The sequence below is a fragment of the Nocardia sp. NPDC046473 genome (genome assembly GCF_040645995.1).
Classification (GTDB): Bacteria; Actinomycetota; Actinomycetes; order Mycobacteriales; family Mycobacteriaceae; genus Nocardia.
In genome coordinates this window covers 344,251-367,635 of sequence record NZ_JBEYZJ010000007.1, presented here as the reverse complement: position 1 = coordinate 367,635, position 23,385 = coordinate 344,251, and the positions used below count along the sequence as shown (strand labels likewise).

At 68.0% G+C, this 23,385-nt stretch carries 21 protein-coding genes; 5 read left to right on the top strand and 16 right to left on the bottom strand.

What is annotated here, in order from left to right; translation table 11 throughout:
- Window positions 1-42: 42 nt before the first annotated feature.
- On the bottom strand, window positions 43-1,653 hold the full coding sequence (gene groL / locus ABZ942_RS26430; protein ID WP_357386404.1) for a chaperonin GroEL: 1,611 nt from the start codon (window positions 1,651-1,653) through the stop codon (window positions 43-45).
- A gap of 196 nt (window positions 1,654-1,849) precedes the next feature.
- Complete coding sequence (gene groES / locus ABZ942_RS26425; RefSeq protein ID WP_014981824.1) at window positions 1,850-2,149, bottom strand: co-chaperone GroES; 300 nt, start codon at window positions 2,147-2,149, stop codon at window positions 1,850-1,852.
- Between the two features lie 705 nt (window positions 2,150-2,854).
- Here groES and ABZ942_RS26420 point away from each other — a divergent pair.
- On the top strand, window positions 2,855-4,405 hold the full coding sequence (locus ABZ942_RS26420) for an Hsp70 family protein (RefSeq protein ID WP_357386402.1): 1,551 nt from the start codon (window positions 2,855-2,857) through the stop codon (window positions 4,403-4,405).
- Window positions 4,406-4,816: 411 nt separating this feature from the next.
- On the opposite strand, the gene tsaD is transcribed toward ABZ942_RS26420, so the two are convergent.
- The 7 genes from tsaD to ABZ942_RS26385 form a co-directional block, all read right to left on the bottom strand.
- The gene (gene tsaD, locus ABZ942_RS26415) at window positions 4,817-5,860 is read right to left on the bottom strand and encodes a tRNA (adenosine(37)-N6)-threonylcarbamoyltransferase complex transferase subunit TsaD (RefSeq protein WP_357386400.1); all 1,044 of its coding nucleotides are present in this window, start codon (window positions 5,858-5,860) and stop codon (window positions 4,817-4,819) included.
- A complete protein-coding gene (gene rimI / locus ABZ942_RS26410) occupies window positions 5,857-6,351 on the bottom strand; it encodes a ribosomal protein S18-alanine N-acetyltransferase (protein WP_357386398.1) in 495 nt (164 codons plus the stop codon). Before rimI ends, tsaD begins: the two co-directional genes overlap by 4 nt.
- Before the next feature lie 4 nt (window positions 6,352-6,355).
- Window positions 6,356-7,114 carry a tRNA (adenosine(37)-N6)-threonylcarbamoyltransferase complex dimerization subunit type 1 TsaB gene (gene tsaB / locus ABZ942_RS26405; protein WP_357386396.1) on the bottom strand — a complete coding sequence of 253 codons (759 nt, stop codon included), beginning with the start codon at window positions 7,112-7,114 and terminating at the stop codon, window positions 6,356-6,358.
- A 55-nt stretch (window positions 7,115-7,169) separates the two neighbouring features.
- Window positions 7,170-7,616 carry a tRNA (adenosine(37)-N6)-threonylcarbamoyltransferase complex ATPase subunit type 1 TsaE gene (gene tsaE, locus ABZ942_RS26400; protein WP_194834129.1) on the bottom strand — a complete coding sequence of 149 codons (447 nt, stop codon included), beginning with the start codon at window positions 7,614-7,616 and terminating at the stop codon, window positions 7,170-7,172.
- Window positions 7,609-8,691: an alpha/beta hydrolase gene (locus tag ABZ942_RS26395; protein ID WP_357386393.1), complete on the bottom strand. Its 1,083-nt coding sequence runs from the start codon at window positions 8,689-8,691 to the stop codon at window positions 7,609-7,611. The genes tsaE and ABZ942_RS26395 overlap by 8 nt, the downstream gene beginning before the upstream one ends.
- Complete coding sequence (alr, locus tag ABZ942_RS26390; protein ID WP_357386391.1) at window positions 8,688-9,815, bottom strand: alanine racemase; 1,128 nt, start codon at window positions 9,813-9,815, stop codon at window positions 8,688-8,690. Before alr ends, ABZ942_RS26395 begins: the two co-directional genes overlap by 4 nt.
- A 438-nt stretch (window positions 9,816-10,253) precedes the next feature.
- Window positions 10,254-11,702, bottom strand: a complete 1,449-nt coding sequence (locus tag ABZ942_RS26385) for an NAD(P)H-hydrate dehydratase (RefSeq protein ID WP_357386389.1) — start codon at window positions 11,700-11,702, stop codon at window positions 10,254-10,256.
- A gap of 104 nt (window positions 11,703-11,806) precedes the next feature.
- Here ABZ942_RS26385 and ABZ942_RS26380 point away from each other — a divergent pair, with 104 nt between their 5' ends.
- Window positions 11,807-12,235, top strand: a complete 429-nt coding sequence (locus tag ABZ942_RS26380) for a plastocyanin/azurin family copper-binding protein (RefSeq protein WP_357386388.1) — start codon at window positions 11,807-11,809, stop codon at window positions 12,233-12,235.
- Between the two features lie 5 nt (window positions 12,236-12,240).
- On the opposite strand, the gene ABZ942_RS26375 is transcribed toward ABZ942_RS26380, so the two are convergent.
- Window positions 12,241-12,732 carry a MarR family transcriptional regulator gene (locus ABZ942_RS26375; RefSeq protein ID WP_357386387.1) on the bottom strand — a complete coding sequence of 164 codons (492 nt, stop codon included), beginning with the start codon at window positions 12,730-12,732 and terminating at the stop codon, window positions 12,241-12,243.
- A gap of 138 nt (window positions 12,733-12,870) precedes the next feature.
- Here ABZ942_RS26375 and ABZ942_RS26370 point away from each other — a divergent pair, with 138 nt between their 5' ends.
- Window positions 12,871-14,070 carry an MFS transporter gene (locus tag ABZ942_RS26370; protein ID WP_357386385.1) on the top strand — a complete coding sequence of 400 codons (1,200 nt, stop codon included), beginning with the start codon at window positions 12,871-12,873 and terminating at the stop codon, window positions 14,068-14,070.
- A 212-nt stretch (window positions 14,071-14,282) separates the two neighbouring features.
- Here the strand turns inward: ABZ942_RS26370 and glmS are convergent, their stop codons facing one another.
- Window positions 14,283-16,166, bottom strand: coding sequence for a glutamine--fructose-6-phosphate transaminase (isomerizing) (gene glmS / locus ABZ942_RS26365; protein WP_357386383.1), 1,884 nt, complete (start codon window positions 16,164-16,166; stop codon window positions 14,283-14,285).
- A 36-nt stretch (window positions 16,167-16,202) separates the two neighbouring features.
- Between glmS and ABZ942_RS26360 the strand changes: the two genes are divergently transcribed.
- Window positions 16,203-17,060, top strand: a complete 858-nt coding sequence (locus ABZ942_RS26360) for a dienelactone hydrolase family protein (protein WP_357386381.1) — start codon at window positions 16,203-16,205, stop codon at window positions 17,058-17,060.
- Window positions 17,061-18,237: 1,177 nt separating this feature from the next.
- Here the strand turns inward: ABZ942_RS26360 and ABZ942_RS26355 are convergent.
- The 5 genes from ABZ942_RS26355 to ABZ942_RS26335 form a co-directional block, all read right to left on the bottom strand.
- Complete coding sequence (locus ABZ942_RS26355) at window positions 18,238-18,585, bottom strand: hypothetical protein (protein WP_357386379.1); 348 nt, start codon at window positions 18,583-18,585, stop codon at window positions 18,238-18,240.
- Between the two features lie 102 nt (window positions 18,586-18,687).
- Complete coding sequence (locus tag ABZ942_RS26350; protein ID WP_357386377.1) at window positions 18,688-20,352, bottom strand: hypothetical protein; 1,665 nt, start codon at window positions 20,350-20,352, stop codon at window positions 18,688-18,690.
- 8 nt (window positions 20,353-20,360) lie between these two features.
- Window positions 20,361-20,687 (bottom strand): hypothetical protein, encoded by a 327-nt coding sequence (locus ABZ942_RS26345; protein ID WP_357386375.1) that lies wholly within the window; start codon window positions 20,685-20,687, stop codon window positions 20,361-20,363.
- A 176-nt stretch (window positions 20,688-20,863) separates the two neighbouring features.
- Window positions 20,864-21,172 carry a DUF6802 family protein gene (locus ABZ942_RS26340; RefSeq protein WP_357386373.1) on the bottom strand — a complete coding sequence of 103 codons (309 nt, stop codon included), beginning with the start codon at window positions 21,170-21,172 and terminating at the stop codon, window positions 20,864-20,866.
- Window positions 21,173-21,275: 103 nt separating this feature from the next.
- Window positions 21,276-21,467, bottom strand: coding sequence for a PspC domain-containing protein (locus ABZ942_RS26335; RefSeq protein ID WP_357386371.1), 192 nt, complete (start codon window positions 21,465-21,467; stop codon window positions 21,276-21,278).
- 244 nt (window positions 21,468-21,711) lie between these two features.
- Between ABZ942_RS26335 and ABZ942_RS26330 the strand changes: the two genes are divergently transcribed.
- Window positions 21,712-23,367: an ABC-F family ATP-binding cassette domain-containing protein gene (locus ABZ942_RS26330; RefSeq protein ID WP_357386369.1), complete on the top strand. Its 1,656-nt coding sequence runs from the start codon at window positions 21,712-21,714 to the stop codon at window positions 23,365-23,367.
- Window positions 23,368-23,385: the final 18 nt, after the last annotated feature.

Sequence of the window (23,385 nt, the reverse complement as noted above, 5' to 3'; positions counted from 1 at the left end):
GGCCCCCGGACGCGACGTCCGAGGGCCTTCTCTGGTTTCAGCTCAGTGGCTGTGACCGTGGTGGCTGTGGTCGGGCGCCTCTTCGGCGGGCTTCTCCACAATCGCGCTCTCGGTGGTGAGGATCATCCGCGCCACCGACGCCGCGTTCACGACGGCCGAGCGGGTCACCTTCACCGGATCGACGACACCGTCGGTCAGCAGGTCACCGTAGGTGAGGGTGGCGGCGTTGAAGCCCTCCTTGCCCTCGGCGACCTTGCTGACCACCACGGAGCCATCGACGCCCGCGTTGGTGGCGATCCAGAACAGCGGCGCCGACAGTGCGGTCCGCACCACCTCGACGCCGGTGGCCTCGTCGCCGGACAGCGAGTCGCGCAGCTCGATCAGCTTCGCGGCCGCCTGCACCAGCGCGGAGCCGCCACCGGGCACGATGCCCTCCTCGACGGCGGCCTTGGCCGCGCTCACCGCGTCCTCGACCCGGTACTTGCGCTCCTTGAGCGCGGTCTCGGTGGCCGCGCCGACCTTGATCACCGCGACGCCGCCGGACAGCTTCGCCAGCCGCTCCTCGAGCTTCTCCCGATCCCAGTCGGAGTCGGTGGCCTCGATCTCGCGACGCAGCTGCGCGCCGCGGGCCGCGATGTCTTCCTTGGTGCCGACGCCGTCGACGATCGTGGTGTCGTCCTTGGTGACGACGATGCGACGCGCCTGGCCGAGCACGTCCAGGCCGGCCTCGCGCAGGTTGATGCCGAGGTCGGGGTTGATCACGGTGCCCGCGGTGACCACCGCCAGGTCGTCGAGGAACGCCTTGCGACGGTCACCGAAGAACGGCGCCTTCACCGCGACGGCCTTGATCGTCTTGCGGATCGAGTTGACCACCAGGGTGGACAGCGCCTCGCCCTCGACGTCCTCGGCGATGATCAGTACCGGCTTGCCGGATTCGGCGATCTTCTCCAGCAGCGGCAGGAAGTCCGGCAGCGAGCTGATCTTCTCGCGGTGCAGCAGGATGAGCGCATCCTCGAGCACGGCCTGCTGGCTGTCGGTGTCGGTGACGAAGTAGGGCGACAGGTAGCCCTTGTCGAACTGCACACCCTCGGTGACGACGAGTTCGGTCTGCGTGGTCGAGGACTCCTCGACGGTGACGACGCCGTCCTTGCCGACCACGGTCAGTGCCTTGCCGACCATCTCGCCGATTTCCTCGTCACGCGAGGACACGGTGGCGACCTGTGCGATCGCCTTCTCGCCGGACACCGGGGTGGCCGCGGCGAGCAGCGCCGCGGAGACCGCGTCGGCGGCCTTGGCGATGCCGTAGCCGAGCGAGATCGGATTCGCGCCTGCGGCAACGTTCTTCAGGCCGGCCCGGACCAGCGCCTGGGCCAGCACGGTCGCGGTGGTCGTACCGTCGCCCGCGACATCGTTGGTCTTGGTGGCGACGCTCTTGACCAGCTGCGCGCCGAGGTTCTCGAACGGATCTTCCAGGTCGATCTCGCGCGCGATGGTGACACCGTCGTTGGTCACGGTCGGGCCGCCGAAGGCCTTCGCGAGCACCACGTGGCGGCCGCGCGGGCCGAGGGTGACCTTGACGGCGTCGGCGAGCTTGTCGACTCCGCGTTCCAGAGCCCGGCGAGCCTTCTCGTCGAACTCGATCTGCTTTGCCATAAGTCCTATTCCTTGGATTCCGGGGCGGCCTCGAGCATTCGCTCTCGCGAGCGCTCTCGGCTGAGACGACTCTGCCCCGGTCCCCGCTCAGGGGAACCGGGGCAGTGTCATGACGACTCGATCCCGGCGGTCGGGTGAGCATGGAACGTCACCACTCGATCCCGGCTCTCGCCGGAACGACCGCGCGGGGCGCGGGTCACTTGGTGACGACGGCCAGCACGTCGCGCGCCGACAGGATGAGGTATTCCTCGCCCTGGTACTTGATCTCGGTGCCGCCGTACTTGCTGTAGATGACGGTGTCACCCTCCTTGACGTCGACCGGGATGCGGTCACCCTTGTCGGTGACGCGTCCTTCGCCGACGGCGATGACGGTGCCCTCCTGCGGCTTTTCCTTCGCCGTGTCGGGGATGACCAGGCCGGAGGCCGTCGTCGTCTCGGCCTCGTTGGCCTGGACGAGGATCTTGTCCTCGAGCGGCTTGATGTTCACGCTCGCCACGTTGAGCCCTCCACTTTCAGGGGATGTCGTCCGGAACTGTTGTGCCGGACCATCGGTATCAGGTTTTTGATGCTGACCCTGTCGCATAGCCCCGTCGTCGCGGGTGCCGGGACCCCTGCTCAGTAGTCAAAAATGCCTGGCAATGCTCAGTGCACCGAACGGACGAAAGTCCGGCCGCGCACATCAGCAGTGCCGACTAGCACTCTATACATGAGAGTGCCAGCGCTCAAGGCCGGGATGTGCCAATTTCAGATCGCCACGAACCTTCGTGTTCGCCGACACGCCCAACGCACGCCCGGAGGGGTTTTCAATAGATCCGGAAAACTGTAACGTTCGGATAACGGATTGTGACACTATTGACGACGGTCGCTGTCCGACCGCTGTGTTCGTCACGAACCGGTGCCGTCGGAGACCAGGGGTTGTCACAGAACGTACGTCGCTACACCGCTCGGCGTCACCGAATACCTCAGCGTGATCCGAAGTTCCGGCGTCATCGAACACCCAGCGTCACAGAAGACCCCAGCCATCAGAGCTGCACCAGAGAGCTAGCCACACGTGATCCATCGCCGGTCCCCGCGACCCCTCCGGATAACGGGACCGAACGGGTTTCCAGTCCGGATCGTCCGTCGACCACACGGCGACTCGGCAGTCCATTCGAGATGGTCGGCGACACAAGACCATCCGCTCGAAGGGAGGTGAATGAACATGCGAACATCCCTCGGTATCTCGGCCGGGTCCGAGGTCGTGTGCTCGGCGCTGGTCGCCACCGCGTCGAACGGCGCGCAGAGCTTCGACTACCGCGTCGTGTCCGCCGACGCGGCCCACTCCGACCTAGGCGATCTCGTCGCGTCCTCGATCGAGCTGATGACCACCCAGCTGCCCACCACGCAGCTCGCGCACGACGCGGGCTATCCGGTCGGCGCGCGCTTCGCCGGCGCGCAGCCGCGCAACCTGGAACCGCCCACCAGCCGCCCGCCCACCAGCGTCGCCGTCGCCTACCGCAGCAAGGAGCAGGCGCAGGCGATCCGCGCGGCCACCGGCAAGCAGCGCGAACTGCGGCTGGTCCCGGAGGGCACCGCGGCACTCGCCTACCTGCGGCACACCGGCCTGCTCGACCGCTACGAGACCGTCGCCGTCATCGACCTCGGCGCGACCGGACTCAGCGTCACGGTCGCCGACCAGGCCGACGGCACCGTGCTCCGGTCCGAGCGCACGATCGCGATCAGCGGCAACGCCATCGACGACCTCATCTACCACCACCTGGTCGACCTGCACTACGCCCGGCGCGGCACCCGCCCCAACCGCGGCATGCTGACCAATCGCGGCCGCGCGGCCAAGGAACACCTGTCCATCGCGCCCGCCGTCACCATCGACCACGTCGCGGGCCGGCCGCTCAAGCTGACCAGGGCCGACTTCGAGGAGCTGATCGCCGACCTGCTGCGCGAGACGGCCGTGTTCGCCGCCGCCGTGTTCGCCCGGGCGCCCAAGTTCCCGCAGGCGGTGACGGTGATCGGCGGCGGAGCCAACATCCCCGCCGTGGTCGACACGCTCGCCGCGCAACTGGACGTCCCGGTGTTCACCGTCGAGGACCCCGACGCGGTGATCGCCAAAGGCGCCGCGCTGGTGGCCGATTCGGTACAGCCGTCGGTGTTCCCGGTGGCCGCGCTCGGCTCTGACGCGCCGGTCGGCACCTTCACCAAGGTGGTCGGCACGCTGGCCGGGGCGATCGTGGTGGTCGGGCTGATCATCGGCTACGGCGTGAAGACCTTCGCACCCACCTCGGACGACGAGGTCTCCCCCGCGGGCACCACGAGCAGCGTGTCGCAGCTGCCGCCGGCCCCGGGCAGCATCGTGGCGCCGACCGGCGCGGGCACCTCGACCGGTGGGCGGAACCAGGAAAGCACCAATCACCCGCCGGGCGGCAACATTCCATCGATCACCCAGGACCACGGCACCCCGTCCAGCGCCCCGCCCCCGACGCCGGCCACCCCACCGACCCAGCCGACGCTGCGCCCCGACCCGAACCTCCCGGTCATCCCGTTCCCGGAGCTGCTCGGCCCGCTGTTCGGCAACTCCGCTGGGCCGCAACCGGGTTCGTCGGGCCAGGACAAGAACCGCCCCACCACGCCAACCCAGCGAACCGCGCCAACCCAAACTCCCGCACACTCATTCCTGCCGATGCCACCCCGGCAGAACTCGGGCTCGGCCACGAACCCCGGCGTGGGCAGCCCTTGGCAATCCAGCGATTCCGACTGACCGGTCAACCGCAGGCGCGCGACAGGGCCCAGCACCCGTCCTCCACCGAACGCAGGACCGCAACCACCCCCCTCTTTCAGCCGAACACCGTTTCTGTGACCCTCACACCCGCAATACCTGGTGTGAGGGTTAAGGAAACGGTGCTCGGCCGCACAAAGAGTGCGCATCGGACATTCAATGGCACCGAAAACGCCCGCGCGACAGCCCCGCTCCCGCGAAAGCGCTCGAAAACGGCGCCACAGCCAGTCCTTCCGCTCCCAACCCGCGCCTCCACTACCCAAGCCGCGGCAGCGAAGGTCGGGAACCCCACCTCACGCGCTCAGCACTGCTCCGGTCATCCCGCAAAACCTCGTGGACAGCACACCATCGGAGATCTCTCAGCACACCAACCCGAACCAGTACACCGAGGTGTCAGACAACTCGACTGACCGAGACCGGCAACCCCGGATCGGTCGCCACCGTCAGCGGCGACGGCTTCGCGCCGCCCGCGATCACATGCGCGCCGAGCGCCGCGATCATCACACCGTTGTCCGTGCACAGCCGCGGCTTGGGCACCCGCAGCGTCAATCCTGCTGCTGTGCAACGCTCTTCGGCCATCGATCGGATCCGCGAGTTGGCCGTCGCGCCGCCACCGAGGACCAGCGTGTCGACGCCGACATCCTGTGCCGCGCGCACCGCCTTCATGGTGAGGACATCGGCAACCGCCTCCTGGAATGACGCCGCGATGTCCGGGATCGGCAGGTCCTCGGCGGTCAACCCGCTGCGCTGCGCCGACTCGACATAGCGCGCGACGGAGGTCTTCAAACCGGAGAAGGAGAAGTCGTAGCGCGCGTCCCGCGGCCCGGTCATGCCGCGCGGGAACGCGATCGCGCGCGGATCACCTTGGGCGGCAGCGGCATCCAACGCCGGACCGCCGGGGAAACCGAGCCCGAGCAGCCGCGCCACCTTGTCGAACGCCTCGCCCGCCGCGTCGTCGATGGTGCTTCCCAGCTCGATGATCGGCTCGGCCAGATCGGTGACATGCAGCAGATGCGTATGCCCACCCGAGACCAGCAGCGCGACGCACGGCGGCATCGGGCCGTGCTCCAGCGTGTCCACCGCGACATGCCCGCCGAGATGGTTCAGCGCGTAGAACGGCACATCCCACGCTGCCGCATAGGCTTTCGCGGCCGCGGCACCGACCAGCAGCGCACCGGCCAGACCGGGTCCGATCGTCACGCACAGCGCGTCCGGCTTGGCGATGCCCGCCGTCGCCAGCGCCCGGCGCATCGCGGGCACGATCGCCTCCAGATGCGCGCGCGACGCGATCTCGGGCACCACGCCGCCGAACCGCGCGTGCTGGTCGACGCTGGACGCGACCTCGTCGGCGAGCAGTTCACAGCTACCGTCGTCGTGCCTGCGCACGATGCCGACTCCGGTTTCGTCGCAGGAACTTTCGATGCCCATGATGATCACGAAAGGACCTCGTCCGGGAGGGGCAGCGCGCTCAACGCGGGCCTGCGCATGGTGTAGGCGTCGGCGCCGCTGGGATGGTAGTAGTTCTTGCGCAACCCGATGATGTGGAAGCCGTGCTTGGCGTACAACGCGATCGCCGGGGTGTTGTCGGTGCGAACTTCCAGGAACACCGGCCCGCCGCGCTTGCCCGCCTCGGCCAGCAGCGCCTCGAGCAGCAGCGTGCCGATGCCGGCCCGCAGGCAGGTCGGGTCGACGCCGATGGTGTGCACCTCGGCCTCGGGGTGTTCGTCATCACCGAGCAGCGCCACGCCGGCGTAGCCGACCATTCGCCCGTCGTCGTCGCGGGCGGTGATGTAGCGATTGTGTGGTGCGGCCAGTTCCGACTGGAACGCCACCGCGTGCCAGGGATCGTCCTCCGGGAACAGCAGCTGCTCGAGTTCGACGCAGCGCTCGATGTCGGCGGTGACCATCGGCTCGATTCGGATAGTCATCGGGTCACGCTCCCGTCCGGTCGAGGGTACGAAAGCTCTTCTCGACGGCGTCAGGCCTGCGCAGGTACAGCGGCACCAGCGCGTCGGGCACCGTGCGCGCGAGCAACTCCGCCGCGGCGACCTGAACCAGCCCGGCGGGCGAGGGTGTCTCCACCGGAAGCACGGGCAGGTCGAAGAAGTCGACGTGCGAGGCGGACCCGGCGATCACCGTGGCCTGCGCCATATCCACCTCGCTCGGCTTGGTCACGGCCGGACCCGCGACGCGCACGCCGTCGCGGTAGCGCGCCCAGTACACCTCCCGGCGGCGCGCGTCGGTGACCACGAGCAGTTCGCTGCCGGGTGTGAGGTCGGACACCGCGTCGGCGGCGATCGCGTCGAGGCTGCACACGCCGTACACCGGAATGCCCAGCGCGTCACCGAAGGCGGCGGCCGTCGCCATGCCGACGCGCAGCCCGGTAAACGGGCCCGGCCCGATGCCGACCACGACCGCGTCGATGTCGGCCCTGGAACGTCCTGCCTCGCTGAGACATTCGAGAATCTGCGGGGTGAGCACCTCGGCATGCGCGCGCGGATCGACTCGCACGCGGGCGGCGAGGGTGCGGGTGTTGTATCGAGCGACCGGTAAGCGTTCGCCTGCGCTGTCGCGTGGCGCGACCGCCGAGCGGTCGCCACCGACGGTGGCCGCGCCCGGTGCGGCCTGCTCCAGTTCCACCAATCCCGCTGTCACGGCGGGTGTCGCGGTGTCGACGCTTAATACCAGCATGATTGATCCAACGATACCGGTTGGTAGCTGCCGTCGGTGCGGAGCTACCGAGTAGTTAATCGACCCATTCCCATTCGGCGGTGCGCACGTCCGAATCCGGTTCGCGCGAAAGCAGCACCCGCAGGTGTCGATCGGTCAGGTGTTCCACCACGCCGCGGCCCCACTCCACCACGACCACCGCCTGATGCAGATCGGTGTCGAGGTCGAGGGCATCCAACTCGTCCAGATCGCCGCCGAGTCGATAGGCGTCCACGTGCACCAGCGGCACCGCGCCGTCACCCTCGCCCGCCCGATGCTGGCGGGCGATGATGAAGGTCGGCGAGCTGACCCGGCCCTGCACGCCGAGGCCGGCGGCGATGCCTCTGGTGAGCGCGGTCTTGCCCGCGCCGAGCGGGCCGTCGAGCACCACCAGGTCGCCCGCGCCGAGCCCGGCGGCCAGCTCACGGCCGAGCGCCTCGGTGTCGGCGACGGTGGGCAGGATCCGCTGCTGCCGGTCAGCCACTGGTCACCTCCGAAGCCTGGGTCGGTTCGCGCACGCCGGCGCGCACGAGCAATCGATCGAGTGCGTCGTTGACGATATCCGGGTACTGCAGGTGCGCCATGTGCGCGGCACCGACAAGCCGGATCAACTCACTGCTCGGCAGCTCGTGCGACAGCGCGCGCGAATTGCGGAACGGGATCACCAGGTCGTTGGTGCCACCGAGGACAAGTACCGGCAGGTGCGCGAGGGTGGGCAGCGCGGCCGATTCATCGTGCAGCTCGATGGCTTTCAGGAATTTCACGATGGTCTCGACCGGGGTCCGATCGATCATCATGGTGGTGAACCGGGACAGGGTGGGACTCACCTGACCGTGATACGAGCTGACGTGCAGGATCGGCGTGATCACATGCCGCGCCGTGGACCTGCCCGCCTGGACCAGCGCGGGCGCGGTGGCCACGGCCATCCGGAACCCGTCGATCGCCGGGTTGCGCAGCAGCTGGGTGATGCCCGCGGCGGTGACCTCGGCGGCCGCCGTGGAGAGCAGCGCGACCCCGATCACCTTGTCCGCGAACAGATCCGGGAACTGCGCCGCGGCGGCGAGCACCGCCATCCCGCCCAGCGAATGACCGACCAGCACCACCTGCCCCTTCGGCGCGCTCGCCGTGATCACCGTGGCGAGGTCGCGGCCGAGCTGGGCGACGGTGCAGCTGTCGGTCTCCGGCGTGCCAGAGCGGCCGTGCCCGCGTAGGTCGAACAGCACCAGGCGCGCGCCTGCACCCCAGCGCTTTTCGAGGTCGCGGCGCTGAAAGTGAAAGGACTCCATGGTGTTACAGAAGCCGTGCACGAAGATCACCGTGACCGGCGCGTCCGCCGGTCCGCATTCGCGGGTGGCCAGCCGCACGCCGTCCTCGGTGAGCACCGCGCCGGCCCGGTCCTCTTCGATGAGATCGAAGTTCTCGTCCCGGTATTCGTCGCGGCGGGCCGGCCAGAGCACGCGGGCGCCCGCGCGACGCAGCGCGTGTACTCCGGCCAGGGCGCCGATCACTCCCGCAGTGGCCAAGCCGCCGCGCACCGCGGTGGTCCGGGACCGTCTCACCGGGCACCGCCCACGTAGCGGCGGACCGCTCGGCCGCGTGGCGCGCAGACCACCTCGTAGTTGAGGGAGTCGAGCTGGGCCGCCCAGTCCTCGGCCCGTGGTTCGCCGCGGCCGCCGCCGAACATCACCGCGACGTCGCCCTCGCGGACGTTCGCGGCGTTGTCGCCGAGGTCGACGACGAATTGGTCCATACAGACCCGGCCGACGTTCGGGCGCCGCGCGCCGCCGAGCCACACCTCGAAACGTCCACTCAGCGGCCGGAATACGCCGTCGGCATAGCCTGCGGGGATGAGCGCGACCGTGGTGTCGCGCGGGGCGATCCAGGTGTGCCCGTAGGAGACGCCCGCACCGGCCGCGACCTGCTTGACCTGAACGACGCGGGCCTGGAAGGTCATCGCCGGGCGCAGTCCGAAGTCGCCGAGGTCGGGTACCGGGGAGAGCCCGTACACCGCGATGCCGGGGCGGACCAGGTCGAAGGCGAGGTCGGGGCGGGTCAGCGTGGCCGGTGAGTTGGCCAGGTGCACCAGTTCCGGTTCCAGGCCGTGCTCCTTGGCGGCGGCGATGGCGTCCAGGAAGCGGTCGCGCTGCAGGTCATTGGTCGGGTGCGCGGGTTCGTCGCCGCGGGCGAGGTGGGAGAAGATCGCCCGGAAGCGCACCGCCTGCTCGTCGACGAGGGCCCGCAGTTCCGCGAGGGCCTGCGGGTATTCCGCCGTCGACAGGCCGTTTCGGTTGAGCCCGGTATCCACCTTGAGGGTGACCGTCGGGGTCCGCCCCGTGCTCCTGGCCGCCGCTTCCACCGCGCGCAGCTGGCTGAGCGAGGAGACGCCGATCTCGACGTCGGCGGCGATCGCGGCGGCATAGTCCGCGTCGGAGTCGTTGAGCCAGCTCAAGATCGGTGCGGTGATCCCGGCCTCGCGCAGCTGCACGGCCTCGTCGATCGTGGTCACGCCCAGCTCGGCGGCGCCCGCAGCCAGTGCCGCCTTGCCGACCTCGACGGCACCGTGGTTGTAGCCGTCGGCCTTGACGACCGCCATGACGGCGGCGTCGCCCGCGAGTTCGCGCAGAATGCGCACGTTGTGAGCGATGGCATCCAGATCGATGACCGTCTCCACTTGCGCGTTCACGCAGCCCGCCTCTCCGAGTATTTCAAACCAGACCTGGATGCCGTGGCGTCGGCGGCCTGCAGTGACGCGACGGACTGTGGTCAGCCCGTATCCGACGAAGTATCCATGTGCTGTCGAAGTCGGTCGTCACGATTGTTCTCGGTGAAGTCTATTGGCGCGGGGATATCTGGTTGCGGCGAGTTGCCCCGGCCGTGTCCTGCGGCACACCGGGGCGAGCAGTCTTATGACCGGGCTCGACGAGCTGAGTGCCGATCGCGGGCCCCACAGCGCACGGACACACTCCCAGACCAGCGACGGTATGCGGCATACGAGCCGCCACGCGGCCCGACCGTCGGCGAAGGTCTATCCGAGGTGCGCCACTGGAGCTCCGCAGCCGGCGGACAGAGTGATCGAGGGCACAGGGCTGAGCGCCGCACTGGTCCGGACCAGGCCGGCGCGTCAGGATTCCGCGCGACCGAGGGCACGCAGGGTTCGGATGGCCGGGCGGATGTGCTCCAGCAACGGGGTTGCCGAGATCGGCGCGGCTTCGGGGTGACCTTCGTGCGCAGCCAAATTGGCGGCGAGCGAGTGGGCCCGTGCGGCGGCCGCGGCGGCCTGGGCGGGGCTGTGGCCTGCGGCGAGAAGGGCGCCGATGATGCCGGAGAGGACGTCGCCCGCGCCGGCGGTGGCGGCCCAGGACGCGCCTGCCTCGTTGACGAGTACCGGGGCGCCGGGGGTGGCGATGAGGGTGGCGCGGCCCTTCAGCAGGACGGTGAGCTGCCAGTCCTCGGCGAGGGAGCGAACCGCGGCCACCCGATCGTCGCCGACCTCAACTCCGGTCAGGCGCGCGAATTCGCCTGCGTGCGGGGTCAATACGGTCGGGGCCGAGCGGCCACGAACCAGGTCGGGTTCGGCGGCGAGCATGGTGAGACCGTCGGCGTCCACCACGACGGGCAGATCGGTGGCGAGGATCTCGACGAGCCGCTTGTGCGCCTCGGCGTCGGTGCCCGCGCCGGGACCGAACACCCAGGCCTGCACCCGGCCCACCTCCGAGACGTGCTCGGTGGCAATGACTTCCGGGAAATGAGCGAGGATCTCGGCGGCGTCGGTTCCGGCGTAGCGGACCAGGCCGGAGGTCGCCGCGACGGCGGCGCCGGTGCACAACACGCCCGCCCCTGGGTACTCGGCGCTGCCCGCGCAGACGCCGGTGACGCCCTGGGAGTACTTGTCGTCGGTCGCGTTCGGCACCGGCCAGCTCGCGCCGATCGAAGCGGGTTCCAGTGCAGCCAGATTCGGCTCGGGCAGACGTAACCCGATGGGCACCAGCTCGATTCGCCCGCAGTGCGGCGCGGCAAGGACATGCACCGGCTTGTACGCACCGAACGCGACGGTGACGTCGGCCCGCACGGCGGGACCGGTGAGCGCGCCGGTATCCGGATCCACCCCGCTCGGCAAATCCGCGGCAATGATCGGGACGCGCACCGCCGCAACGAGTTCGGCGGCGTCCGGCCGCAACGAACCACGCCCCGAAATGCCGACGATGCCATCGATCACCAAGTCCGGATCGCCGATCTCGTCACACACCCGACCACCCGCCTTGCGCAGCGCCGCAAGACCTTTCGCGTGGGCGCGAGCCGGATTCAGCAGCACCGCGGTCACCGCGATACCGCGACGACGCAGCATCGATCCCGCCCACAGCGCGTCGCCGCCGTTGTCACCGGAGCCGACGAGCAGGGTCACCGAACGCCCGGCGACACCGCCGGTGCGCGCCCGCAGCTCGGCGGCCACCACGGTGGCCAGACCGTGCGCCGCACGCTGCATGGGGACGCCGTCCGGGACTCGAGTGAACAGCTCGGCCTCGGCCTCGCGTACTTCGTCGGCGGTGTAGTAACCCCGCTGCGTGGACATGAGCGATCCTCCACTTTCGGTACTGCTTGTGCGTCACCGCGCGGCTCAGCGGCGCCGATAGTGCCGTACAAGCCCGCAACGACTGCAGACTACGCTTGGCGATCATGCCTATGGTCAAGCCCCGTGCAAGGTCCACACAGGTTGTTATCGGATGCACGCTGGCAGCGGCGCTGCTGGTCGCCGGGTGCGGCGGTAGCGATGCCGGCTCGGCCGCGACGACCACGAAGCGGCCGCATCCGACCACCACGACGTCGCAGCCCGCAGGCGACACCAAGCCCGCCGCCATCACCGTCGAGGTGAACAACATGAAGTTCGCCCCCGCCGACGTCACCGTCAAGACCGGCGACACCGTCACCTGGCACTTCGCCGACAAGGCGCCGCACACCGTGCAGGGCATCGGCGACAAGGCCATGGGCCTCAACAGCCCCATCATCGACAAGGGCGACTGGAGCTACACCTTCACCGTCGCGGGCACCTACCGCTACCTCTGCTCGCTGCACCCGGAGATGCGCGGCACCATCACCGTCCAGTAACCCATTCAGACCGGCCGATATCGGCGGGTGCGCGGGCTGCGCGCGGAACTGGTGTTGAGGGCCTCGACGGCCGCCACCAGCGGTGCCAGCTCGGGGTCGGCGGCGGCTTGGCCCAATGCGCTGGAGAGGGCGTCGTCGTGCGTGGGGCGAGCCTGTTCCAGCAGGGTGAGACCCGGCGGGGTGACGTCGGTGTAGATGCCGCGACGGTCGTCGGGGCACAGGTAGCGCTGAAGTAGGCCGCGGTCCTCTAGACGGGTGACCAGGCGCGTCGTCGCGCTCTGGCTCAACACGACCGCCTCGGCGACCTGATTCATCCGTAGGTGGCCGCCCGGCCCATCGTGCTGGCGGCTGAGCACGACCAGCAGTGAGTACTCGCGGACGCTCAGGTCGTGGCCGCCCTGTAGTGCCCGTTCGATGTGCGCCTCGATCCGATCGTGCAGCAGCGACAGTGCGTACCAGCTATCGGCCAGGCCCGTCAGGGCGGCATCCGCGGTCATCGCGTTCCTTCCGCGTAGAGGTTGTCCCTCCAGGATAGATGAGTATCGCAATAGCCCGCGCTTGCAATTATCACGCGTATGCAATTATTGTTGACGCCCGTAAGGCTCAGGCGCAACTGATACTGGAGGCTTCCGCCCATGCCGCTCGCACTCCTTGCCCTGACGCTCGGGGCATTCGGAATCGGCACCACCGAATTCGTCGTCGTGGGATTGCTCCCTGACATCGCCGACACCTACGCGGTGTCCATCCCCACCGCGGGCCTGCTGGTCACCGGATACGCGCTCGGCGTGGTGATCGGCGCGCCGGTGATGACCGGGCTCGGCACGCGGGTCTCCCGCAAACACATGCTGCTCGGCATGCTGCTGCTCCTGGTGGCCGGCAACGTATTGTCCGCTGTCGCACCCACTTTCGGCCTGATGCTGACCGGCCGGATCGTCGCCTCGCTGGCGCACGGCGCGTTCTTCGGCATCGGCGCGGTCGTCGCGGGTGCCGTGGTGCGCCCGGACAAGCGCGCCGGTGCGATCGCGATCATGTTCACCGGACTCACCGTCGCCACCATGGTCGGCGTGCCGTTCGGCACCCTGCTCGGCCAGCAATTCGGCTGGCGGCTCACCTTCCTGATCGTCGCGCTGGTCGGCCTGATCGGCCTGGTCGGCGTCGCCATGCTGGTGCCCGAGCAGCCCGCGCCGCAGGATGCCAGGCTGCGCACCGAACTCGCCGTCTTCCGCAACCCGCAGGTGCTGCTCGCGATGGCGATGACCGTGCTCGGCTTCGGCGGCGTCTTCGCGGCGATCACCTATCTGGCGCCGATGATGACCGAGGTCACCGGTTTCGCGGACAGCTCGGTCACCTGGCTGCTGGTGCTGTTCGGCGTCGGCTTCTTCGCGGGCAACCTGATCGGTGGCAAGTTCGCCGACCGCCACCTGATGCCGATGCTCTACGTTTCGCTCGGCGGCCTGGCCGTGGTGCTCGCGCTGTTCACCCTCACCGCGCACAACAAGATCGCCGCCGCGATCACCGTCGTGCTGATCGGCGCCCTCGGCTTCGCGACTGTCCCGCCGCTGCAGAAGCGCGTGCTCGACCAGGCTTCCGGCGCACCGACTTTGGCCTCAGCCGTCAACATCGGTGCGTTCAATCTCGGCAACGCCATCTCCGCCTGGCTCGGCGGCGTCGTCATCGCGGCGGGCTTCGGCTACACCGCCCCCAACTGGGTCGGCGTCGCGCTAGTCCTCGTCGCCCTCGCCCTGGCCGTCTGGTCCGGTGCGCTGGAACGCCGGACGAGCACCCAATCCCCCACTGCCTCAACCGAACCCCGCATAGCCGTCGCCCACCCATGACTCGAGCCGCACAGCCAACCCGACGGCGCTCCTCAGCGCAGCTGGGTTCGCGCCACGAGTGGCAGCGCCGAACGGGACATCATCGAGCCGGTTCTCGCACCTTGCCGCAGCCTTGTCCGGCTTGTGGGCAAGCTGAGCATCGCCCTGACGCAACGCACCCCCGAATCGCTGAGCGGTTCGGGGGTGCGTGCGTTAAAGGGTTGGGACCGTGGTTATTCGACGGTGACGGATTTGGCCAGGTTGCGCGGCTTGTCCACGTCGTAACCGCGGGCCTGCGCCACTTCGGCGGCGAAGATCTGCAGCGGCACCGTCGACAGCAGCGGCTGGTACAGCGTCGGCGCCGACGGGATCTCGATGAGGTCGTCGGCGAACGGACGGACCGTGTCGTCGCCCTCCTCGGCGATCACGATGGTGCGCGCGCCGCGCGCCTGGATCTCGCGAATGTTGCTGAGCAGCTTGGAGTGCAGCACCGCGCGCCCCTTCGGCGACGGCATCACCACGATCACCGGCAGCCCGTCCTCGATCAGCGCGATCGGGCCGTGCTTGAGCTCGCCCGCCGCGAAACCCTCGGCGTGCATGTACGCCAGCTCCTTGAGCTTGAGCGCACCCTCCAGCGCCACCGGGTAGCCGACGTGCCTGCCGAGGAACAGCACCGTCGACACGTGCGCCAGTTCGCGCGCGATCGCCCGCACCTGCGGCGCAGTCTGCAGCACCCGTTCCACCAGCTTCGGCATCGCCTCCAGCTCGGCGAACTCGCGGGCCACCTCGTCCGGATACTTGGTGCCGCGCGCCTGCGCCAAGGCCAGCCCGACCAGGTAGTTAGCGGTCACCTGAGCCAGGAACGCCTTGGTGGAGGCGACGCCGATCTCCGGCCCCGCCCTGGTGTAGAGCACCGCGTCGGACTCGCGCGGGATCTGCGCGCCATTGGTATTGCAGATCGCGAGCACGCGCGCCTTCTGCTCCTTGGCGTGGCGCACCGCCTCGAGCGTGTCGGCCGTCTCGCCCGACTGCGAGATCGCCACGACCAGCGTCGAACGATCCAATACCGGGTCGCGGTAACGGAATTCGCTGGCCAGCTCCACCTCGACGGGCAGCCTGGTCCAGTGCTCGATGGCATACTTGGCCAGCAGCCCGGAGTGGTAGGCGCTGCCGCAGGCGACCACGAAGACCTTGTCGAAGTCGCGCAGCTCCTGGTCGGCGAGGCGCTGCTCGTCCAGCACGATCCGGCCCGCGCCGTCGGAGTCCACGCTGAAATGCCCGATCAAGGTGTCCGCGACCGCGGCGGGCTGCTCCTCGATCTCCTTGAGCATGAAGTAGTCGTGGCCGCCCTTCTCGGCGGCGGCCAGATCCCAGTCGATGGTGAACGGGCGGGTCCGCGCGGCGGCGTCGTCGCCCGCGAAGTCGGTGACCGTGTAGCCGTCGGCAGTGATCACCACGGCCTGGTCCTGGCCGAGCTCGACCGCCTCGCGGGTGTGCTCGATGAACGCCGTGACGTCCGAGGCGATGAACATCTCGCCCTTGCCGACACCGATGACCAGCGGCGTCGACCGACGCGCCGCGAAGATCAAGTCCGGGTGATCGGCGTGCGTGAAGACCAGCGTGAACGCGCCTTCCAACCGGCGGACCACGGCGAGCGCACTGGCCGCGAAGTCACCCGCCGTAGGTCCCTCGGCGTACGCCCTGGCCACCAGGTGCACAGCGACCTCGGTGTCGGTGTCGCTGCGCAGCTCGACGCCCGCGTCCTCCAGTTCCCGGCGCAACGGGGCGAAGTTCTCGATGATCCCGTTGTGCACGACCGCGACCTTGCCGCTGTCGTCCCGATGCGGATGCGCGTTGCGGTCGGTCGGCGCGCCGTGCGTCGCCCAGCGCGTATGTCCCATTCCGGTGCTGCCCGCGAAGCGCGCCACCCCGATTTCGGCGAGCTCGGCCTCGAGATTCGCCAGCTTGCCCGCCTTGCGTTCCACTGCCAGCGCACCAGCGCCATCGACGATCGCCACACCCGCGGAGTCGTAGCCGCGATATTCCATGCGGCGCAACGCGTCAACGACAACGCCGAGCGCGTCCCGGTATCCGACGTACCCCACGATTCCGCACATGGCTCACCAGAGTACTTATCGGATAACGTTCTCGTCGTGTCGGCGTCTGTGAAATCACTCCTGAGCACCCTGACCAGCCGCGGCCCCCATCGGGTGCTGCGCGGCAATTTGGCCATCGCCGGGCAGCCGGGGGTGGTATTCACGCCCGAATCGGGGCTCAACCTGCCCGCCGTCGCGTTCGGGCACGGCTGGCTGACCGGCGCCGCCAACTACCGAGGCCTACTCGAGCACCTCGCGTCCTGGGGTTTTGTCGCCGCCGCCCCCGATACCGAGCGCGGTCCGATTCCGTCACACCTGGGCCTGGCCACCGACTTGCTCACCACCTTGGACATCTGCACGGGTGTGCGGCTCGGTGACGGCACCATCAGCGTGCACCCCGACCGGCTCGCGCTGATCGGCCACGGTATGGGCGCGGGCGCCGCCGTCATCGCCGCGACCCAACGCCAGGTCGCCGCGGTCGCCGCCTTGTTCCCCGCACCGACCGCACCGTCCGCCGAAAACCTCGCGCCCGACCTCGACACGCCCGCGCTGATCCTGGCCGGCGCCACCGATCTGGCCTCGGTCAGCTCCAACGCCATCCCCCTCGCCACCGCGTGGGGCGGGCGTTCGGTGTTCCGGGCGATCGACGGCGCCTCACACAACGGCATCATCGAGGGTCGCCGGGTGCTGGCCGCCGTCGGCGCGGGCAAGCACGAATCCAAAACCGCCCGCACCACCCGAGCCCTGCTCGCGGGCTACCTGCTCGCCACGATTGCCGGCGACAAGACCTATCAAGCCTTCGCCGATCCGGAAGCGGACATCCCGCACACGGTCGTCGTCGATCCCGAGGCCAAGGAAGACAAGCCCGCCCCCAAACTGAAGATCACCCAACTAGCCGGTCTCCTCCGCCGATAACCCTTCCCCACCCCCAAGCATCCACCAAATCCGCACCCCCACTCGGGATCCGCACCGACTCTAGAGCCCCCATTCCGAGTGCTGATCCCGAGCGAGAGTACGGATCTGTGGTGAAACTGGGTACAACACGACCTACGCTGAACCCCTCACTCTTTGTGTGACCCGCTCACTTCGTATACCGGGTGAGCAGGTCACACAGAGAGTGAGCGGCCTCCAATTCCCCACGCGGGCAGCAGAATCCGCACCCCGTGTCGGGGTTGTGCACCCGGATTAGTGCCAGTGCCGGGCGGATTCCGAGAGAGGGCGCGGATCCGTGGTCGAAACCGGGTACCGCACCCGCCACGAGTGCCCGGCACCCCACCGCACCCAGCCAAAAGCAGAATCCGCACCCTCACTCGGGACCTGCACTGAGACTTTAGGGCCCTATTCCGAGTGCAGATCCCGAGACAGAGTGCAGATCCTCGGGCACACCGCCCCCCGGACCACCCGGCGGGCCTGATCGACCACCAAAGCCGCACCGACTACCTCACAGGACTTGATCGACCACCAAAACCGCCACCGACCACCTCACAGGACTTGATCGACCACCAAAACCGCCACCGACCACCTCACAGGACTTGATCGACCACCAAAACCGCCACCGACCACCCACTCTTGCCCAAAGCGCTTGTAACGCAACCACAACCCGATGACCACCTCCACAACGCGACACCGCGCGCCTGACGTGCACCTAAAGCCGGGTACGGCACACGACGCGCCCACACTACTCACAGGAAAACGGGGAACGGTCTTCAGCTCATTGAGCTGCTCACCTTGGGAAATCCCTAGGTGCACTTGCCCGGATAGGTACACCCGTCCAAGGGAATGACCCGATAGTACTGAGCACGTCAGGTAGGGTCCCCGGCTTTCTCTTCCGCAGCCTGTGATGGGCAACGCTCGAGTTCCAGCGTGCGGACTGACTGTGGCCCGGTTGAAAGAAGCTGGGGAAAACAAGCCGAGTCAAAGGGTCGATGGTGTCGTCGAGTCGAGTCAACGGGGCGATGGCGTCATCGAGCCGAGTCACACGGTCGCTGGTGCCACAGGGTCGTTGGCGTCATCGAGTCGAGTCATATGGTCGCTGTTGACGAGGGTTTAACGACCATATGACTCGACTCGATGGCGGCCCCCTGCTAATGGTTCAGATCAGCCAGCTTTTGCGCTGATAGAAGGCCGCCTCCTCGTCTTCGTCATCGATGGGCGCGACATCGCGGTTCGCGCGGCGCGCGGCCATCGAGCGGGCGATGGCTTCGCGCTGTTCGCGGGCCTCGGTGGCCAGCCGTTCCTGCTCTTCGGCTTCGGCGCGTGCCTTTTCGATCTCTTCCGCGTGCTCGGCCCAGTACTCGCGCATCTCGGCGGCCGAGGTCTCGGCGAGGGCACGGCTGGTGTCCGCGGTGCGCCGATTGATCTCCTCGAACTCGTCCAGTAACAGCGCGGAGCGGCGGCGGCATTCCTCGGCGACGCGCTCGATCTCCTCGGCATAACTCACGACGCTGATTCTCCCCGATCCGCACCGGCCGCGCTGAGGCTGCGATTCATGACTCCCCTTCGACGCCCGGCACCTCGTGCTGGACGCCGCAGACTAGCGCACTCACAGCGGACCGGCCTCGGCCAGCTCCGCCCCGCTGTCGAAGTCCGGATGCTGTTCCCCCGGCATGGGTTTCGACTTGTGTTCGCCGTCTTCTTCGCGCTGCGTTTTCGGCGGAGCGCCGGTCGGCGCGGCCGGTTGACCTGCGTTCTCCTCGGCCGCGGGCGCCTTGTGCACCGGTTCTTCCTTCGCCGGTGCGCTCGGCGCGGGCTGCCCAGGTTTCGGCGTTTCACCGGTCGGCGCGGACGGAGTCTCGGTCTTCGGCTCGTTCGTCGAGATGACCGGCATCCCGTGCTCGTCCAGCTTCACGCTGAACTCCTTCGGCTTCCCGTCGGCATCGGACATCACCAGCTTCAGCTGACCGTCCGGCCCCATCTCGAACTTCAGATGCTTACCGGCGACGTCGAATTCGGCCGCGGCCTTGGCGTCCTTTTTGCCGTCCGGTTTGCCGTCGTGGTCCTTGTCCGCCTTCGTCGGATCGATGCTCTCCTCGATCTTCTTCACCGCGTCCTCGACACCGCTCTTGATGGTGCCGGTCAGCGAACTGAGTCCCTGGGTGACCGCCGAGCTGAGCCCGGACGTCAACGGAGACAACGAACTCGCCACCTGGCTGAGCGAGGCGAGTCCGTCCAGCGACGGGGTCTTCGTCGTGCTCGGCACGGTCGTCGTCGGTGTCTGTGTGGTGCTCGGCGTCTGCACGTTGCTCGGCACCGTGCTCGCCGGAGTGGTGGTGGTCGTGGGGTTTCCGGGCGGACCAGGAGGTCCGGGCGGGCCGGGAGGTCCCGGTGGCGACTGCGTCGTTTCCTTCGGCTTATCCGGAGCCGGGGCACCCGCCGGACGCGGGTAGGCAGCGACCGTCATCAGGTTCATCGAATTGATGATCGAGTCGTAGGTGCTCGTGACAGCCTTATCGGTCAGGGTGCAGGCGTCGGTGAACTTCTGCACCTTGGCCAGATAGTCAGGCTTGAATACGTTGTCCAGCCAGTGCCTGCAACGATCCTGAATATGCTGCTGATAGTCCGAACCCGGCAGAATTCCTAGAATATTTCGCGCAGCCCAGGCATCGGATCCGCCGGTCAGATCCGGAAAGATTCGACCGAGTTTGTTCAGCAGACTATCGCTCTGCCAACCATTGCTGACCGCAATACTCCTACCGGAGATAATGTCATCGATATCCTCAGGGGTCTTATCGGCGATTTTGACATCTTCGCCATTCTCCAGGATATAGCGCACCACTTCGGCTTTGATCTTGACTGCGGCGCACAGCCCATCCCCCGCTGCGGCGATCGCCTTGCGCACCTCCTCCGCAGCCTTCGAATCGGTGCCCGCGCGATCGATCTGCTGGTTCAGCATGATGGCGGCCGAATCGGCGGCCGCGCCTTGCCAAATGCTCCCGAGCGCGTTCGACTGTGTCCGCTGCTTATCCAGCTCCGTGTTCGCCCCGTTCAGCACTCCTTGCAGCATCGTCGCGACCTCGCGCAGCTTGCCCTCGTCCATCCCGTTCTGCTCGTAGAACCGCTTGTGCAGCTGCTCGTAAGTCGACGGGCGCGCGTCGCTACCAAATGCGCGCGTGAACCGCGGTTCGAACTTCTCGAAATACAGGAGGCTGCGCGACCCGATATCCAGATACTGTTTGACGGTCGCGTTCGCGGGAACACTGAAAGCCATGTCCGCCCCTATGCCTTGTTACCGTTGTCGATCTTATCGATATCGAACGAGGTCTGTTCATCGGTATTCGAGACCTTCACCACGGAGGCCCCCACCGCTTCTCCCATGGCCAGCGTCGCCTCCGACCAGTTCCCGAGCCACGTGTAGATCTTTTCGAGCCCGGCCTGAATCTTGCGCCCCTGATCGCCGTAGTGCTCGCCCGCTTGGGCCGGGCCGAACATAGTGTGGGTCAAGTCCTTCGCGCGGTCTCGCACGGCATGCCCAGACATGCTCAGCTCATTGCCGAGCCGCCCCAACTCCCCCGTCTTGACGCCGACCAACTCGGATCCGGTCACGCGATCCCCTCCGTCCCTGCCTCGTACGATCTCCCCGGACTTACGTCGGCGCCGGGCGTCCCCATACTTCCTTCGACGCGGCACGACGACGTTCGGTTCCATCGAATCCAGCGCGAGGCCGTCCCCGGGGAAAATCTACTGGGCGGGCACGGTGGGAACAACCGGCCGGCGACGACCTACGTGCCGATTTTCCCGTGGTCGGTGCGTACCCACTCCGAGGACCCGTCGGGATGCCGGTGGAATTCCCACGCCGCGTAGTCGCCGTCGTTCTCGACGACCGTGACGTGGTCGGCGAAGCCGTCGTGATCGTAATCGGTCCAGACCTGCATCGCGTCGCCACCGTTGGTGGTGATGGTGTCGAGGGTGCCGTCACCGTCGATGTCCTGGGTGGGATGGTGCAATTCGACGGCACCGAGGCCGTCCAGCGACGAGGACGCGTCGATGCCGGGTAGTTCCAGACCCGGCAATTCACCCGAGGTGATCATTACTCCTCCTCAGCAGGACTCGTGGTGCTGTCATCCAAAGACCCGACAACAACGCTATCGCTCCATCCTGACATCCACAGCAGCCCGACGCAGCCCCCTGGCCTCACTTCTTCGGCATCAGCAGCCACAACACCAGGTAGATGATGAACTGCGGGCCGGGCAGCAGGCAGGAAAGCACGAACAGCAGGCGCACGACATTGGCATTCCAGCCGAGGTATTCGGCGATGCCGCCACAGACTCCGGCGATCCACTTGTCGTGGGTGGAGCGGGTGAAACGGCGGGTAGGCGCGGTCATGATGTTCCTCTCTGGTGATGATCTCTTCGAACTCCACTCTGCCGAGCCGCACGCCGTGGCACATCGGTCCGTGGAGCTATGCCGACCCTGATTTCCTACAACCCTGGTTCAGGGTGTTACCCCGAGTAGGGGGTGGGCTGCGCGAACACGGCAGACTTGGGACCGTGAGCGAGCGTCAGCGAGTGAACCAAAGACACAGCGTGCCTATGCACACTACGGAGCCTAGCGCCAGCGAGGCGGAGTCGTGAGTACCACTTTGCATGCGCGCGGACTGTCCGCGGGACACGGCGAACGCACCCTGTTCGACGACCTCGATCTCACCCTGGCACCGGGTGACGTGATCGGCCTGGTCGGCGCGAACGGCGCGGGCAAGTCGACGCTGCTGCGCATGCTCGCGGACCGGCGCACCCCCACCGGCTCCATCACGCTGAGCCCGCCCGACGCCACCGTCGGCTACCTCGCGCAGGAACCCGAGCGGGTGCCCGGCGAGACGGTGCTCGAATTCCTCGGCCGCCGAACAGGTGTCACCGAGGCGCAGCGAATCATGGACGCCGCCGCGGAACGCATCGCCGACGGCGGCGAGGACGAGTATTCACCCGCGTTGGAGCGCTGGCTGGCACTCGGCGGCGCCGACCTCGACCAGCGTGCCGCGGAGGTCGCCGCCGATCTCGGCCTGACCGCCAGTCTGCCCAATGGCCTGGATACTCCGATGACGGGCCTGTCCGGCGGCCAGGCCGCGCGCGCGGGATTGGCCTCGGTGTTGTTGTCCCGCTTCGACATTCTGCTGCTCGACGAGCCGACCAACGACCTGGACCTGGACGGCCTGGCCCGCCTGGAGCAGTTCGTCACCGGTGTCCGGGTGCCGCTGGTGGTGATCAGCCATGACCGAGAGTTCTTGGCGCTGACCGTGAATCGGATCGTAGAGCTGGATCTGGCGCAGCAACAGGTCGGCAGCTACGACGGCGGCTACGAGGCGTACCTGACCGAACGCGAGATCGCCCGCCAGCACGCGCGCGAGGCCTACGAGGAGTTCGCCGACACCAAGGCGGGCCTGGAGGCGCGGGCGCAGATGCAGCGCAACTGGCTCGAGCACGGTGTGCGCAACGCCCGTCGCAAGGCCCGCGACCCGAAGAAGGTCGACTCGGACAAGGCGGGCCGAAAGATGCGCGCCGAGTCGACCGAAAAGCAGGCCGCCAAGGCCCGCCAGACGCAACGTCGCATCGAACGCCTCGACGCGGTCGAGGAGCCGCGCAAGGAGTGGGAGTTGCGGATGACCATCGGCGCCGCGCCCCGCAGCGGGTCGGTGGTGGCCACGCTGTCCGACGCGACGGTCGTCCAGGGCGATTTCACCCTCGGCCCGATCACCACCCAGATCGACTTCGCCGACCGGATCGTGCTGACCGGCGCGAACGGCTCCGGCAAGTCCACGCTGCTCGCGCTGCTGCTCGGAAAGATCAAGCCACACACCGGATCCGCCACGCTCGGCTCGGGGGTGGAGGTCGGCGAGGTCGATCAGGCGCGCGGCCTGTTTCGTGGCACCACCTCGCTGGCCGATACTTTCGGCGCGCAGATGCCGGACTGGCCGGACGCCGAGGTTCGTACCCTGCTGGCCAAGTTCGGCCTGCGCGGCTCACATGCGTTGCGCGCCTGCGAAACCCTGTCTCCCGGCGAACGCACCCGCGCCGCCCTCGCGCTGCTGCAGGCCCGCGGCGTGAACCTGCTCGTGCTCGACGAACCGACCAACCATCTGGACCTGCCGGCCATCGAACAACTCGAGCAGGCGGTTGAATCCTTCACCGGCACACTGCTGCTGGTCACCCACGACCGCCGCATGCTGGACACCATCCAGGCCACCCGCCGCTGGCACATGGACTTCGGCAAGCTCACCGAAACCGCCTGACGAGCTGAGAACTCGCCA

Bases quoted from the DNA above. Each gene is read 5' to 3' on its own strand.
- groL (WP_357386404.1), bottom strand. From the start codon at position 1,653: ATGGCAAAGCAGATCGAGTTCGACGAGAAGGCTCGCCGGGCTCTGGAA.
- ABZ942_RS26420 (WP_357386402.1), top strand. From the start codon at position 2,855: ATGCGAACATCCCTCGGTATCTCGGCCGGGTCCGAGGTCGTGTGCTCG.
- ABZ942_RS26370 (WP_357386385.1), top strand. From the start codon at position 12,871: ATGCCGCTCGCACTCCTTGCCCTGACGCTCGGGGCATTCGGAATCGGC.
- ABZ942_RS26350 (WP_357386377.1), bottom strand. From the start codon at position 20,352: ATGGCTTTCAGTGTTCCCGCGAACGCGACCGTCAAACAGTATCTGGAT.
- ABZ942_RS26385 (WP_357386389.1), bottom strand. From the start codon at position 11,702: ATGTCCACGCAGCGGGGTTACTACACCGCCGACGAAGTACGCGAGGCC.
- tsaB (WP_357386396.1), bottom strand. From the start codon at position 7,114: ATGCTGGTATTAAGCGTCGACACCGCGACACCCGCCGTGACAGCGGGA.
- rimI (WP_357386398.1), bottom strand. From the start codon at position 6,351: ATGACTATCCGAATCGAGCCGATGGTCACCGCCGACATCGAGCGCTGC.
- ABZ942_RS26375 (WP_357386387.1), bottom strand. From the start codon at position 12,732: ATGACCGCGGATGCCGCCCTGACGGGCCTGGCCGATAGCTGGTACGCA.
- ABZ942_RS26340 (WP_357386373.1), bottom strand. From the start codon at position 21,172: ATGATCACCTCGGGTGAATTGCCGGGTCTGGAACTACCCGGCATCGAC.
- ABZ942_RS26335 (WP_357386371.1), bottom strand. From the start codon at position 21,467: ATGACCGCGCCTACCCGCCGTTTCACCCGCTCCACCCACGACAAGTGG.
- glmS (WP_357386383.1), bottom strand. From the start codon at position 16,166: ATGTGCGGAATCGTGGGGTACGTCGGATACCGGGACGCGCTCGGCGTT.
- ABZ942_RS26380 (WP_357386388.1), top strand. From the start codon at position 11,807: ATGCCTATGGTCAAGCCCCGTGCAAGGTCCACACAGGTTGTTATCGGA.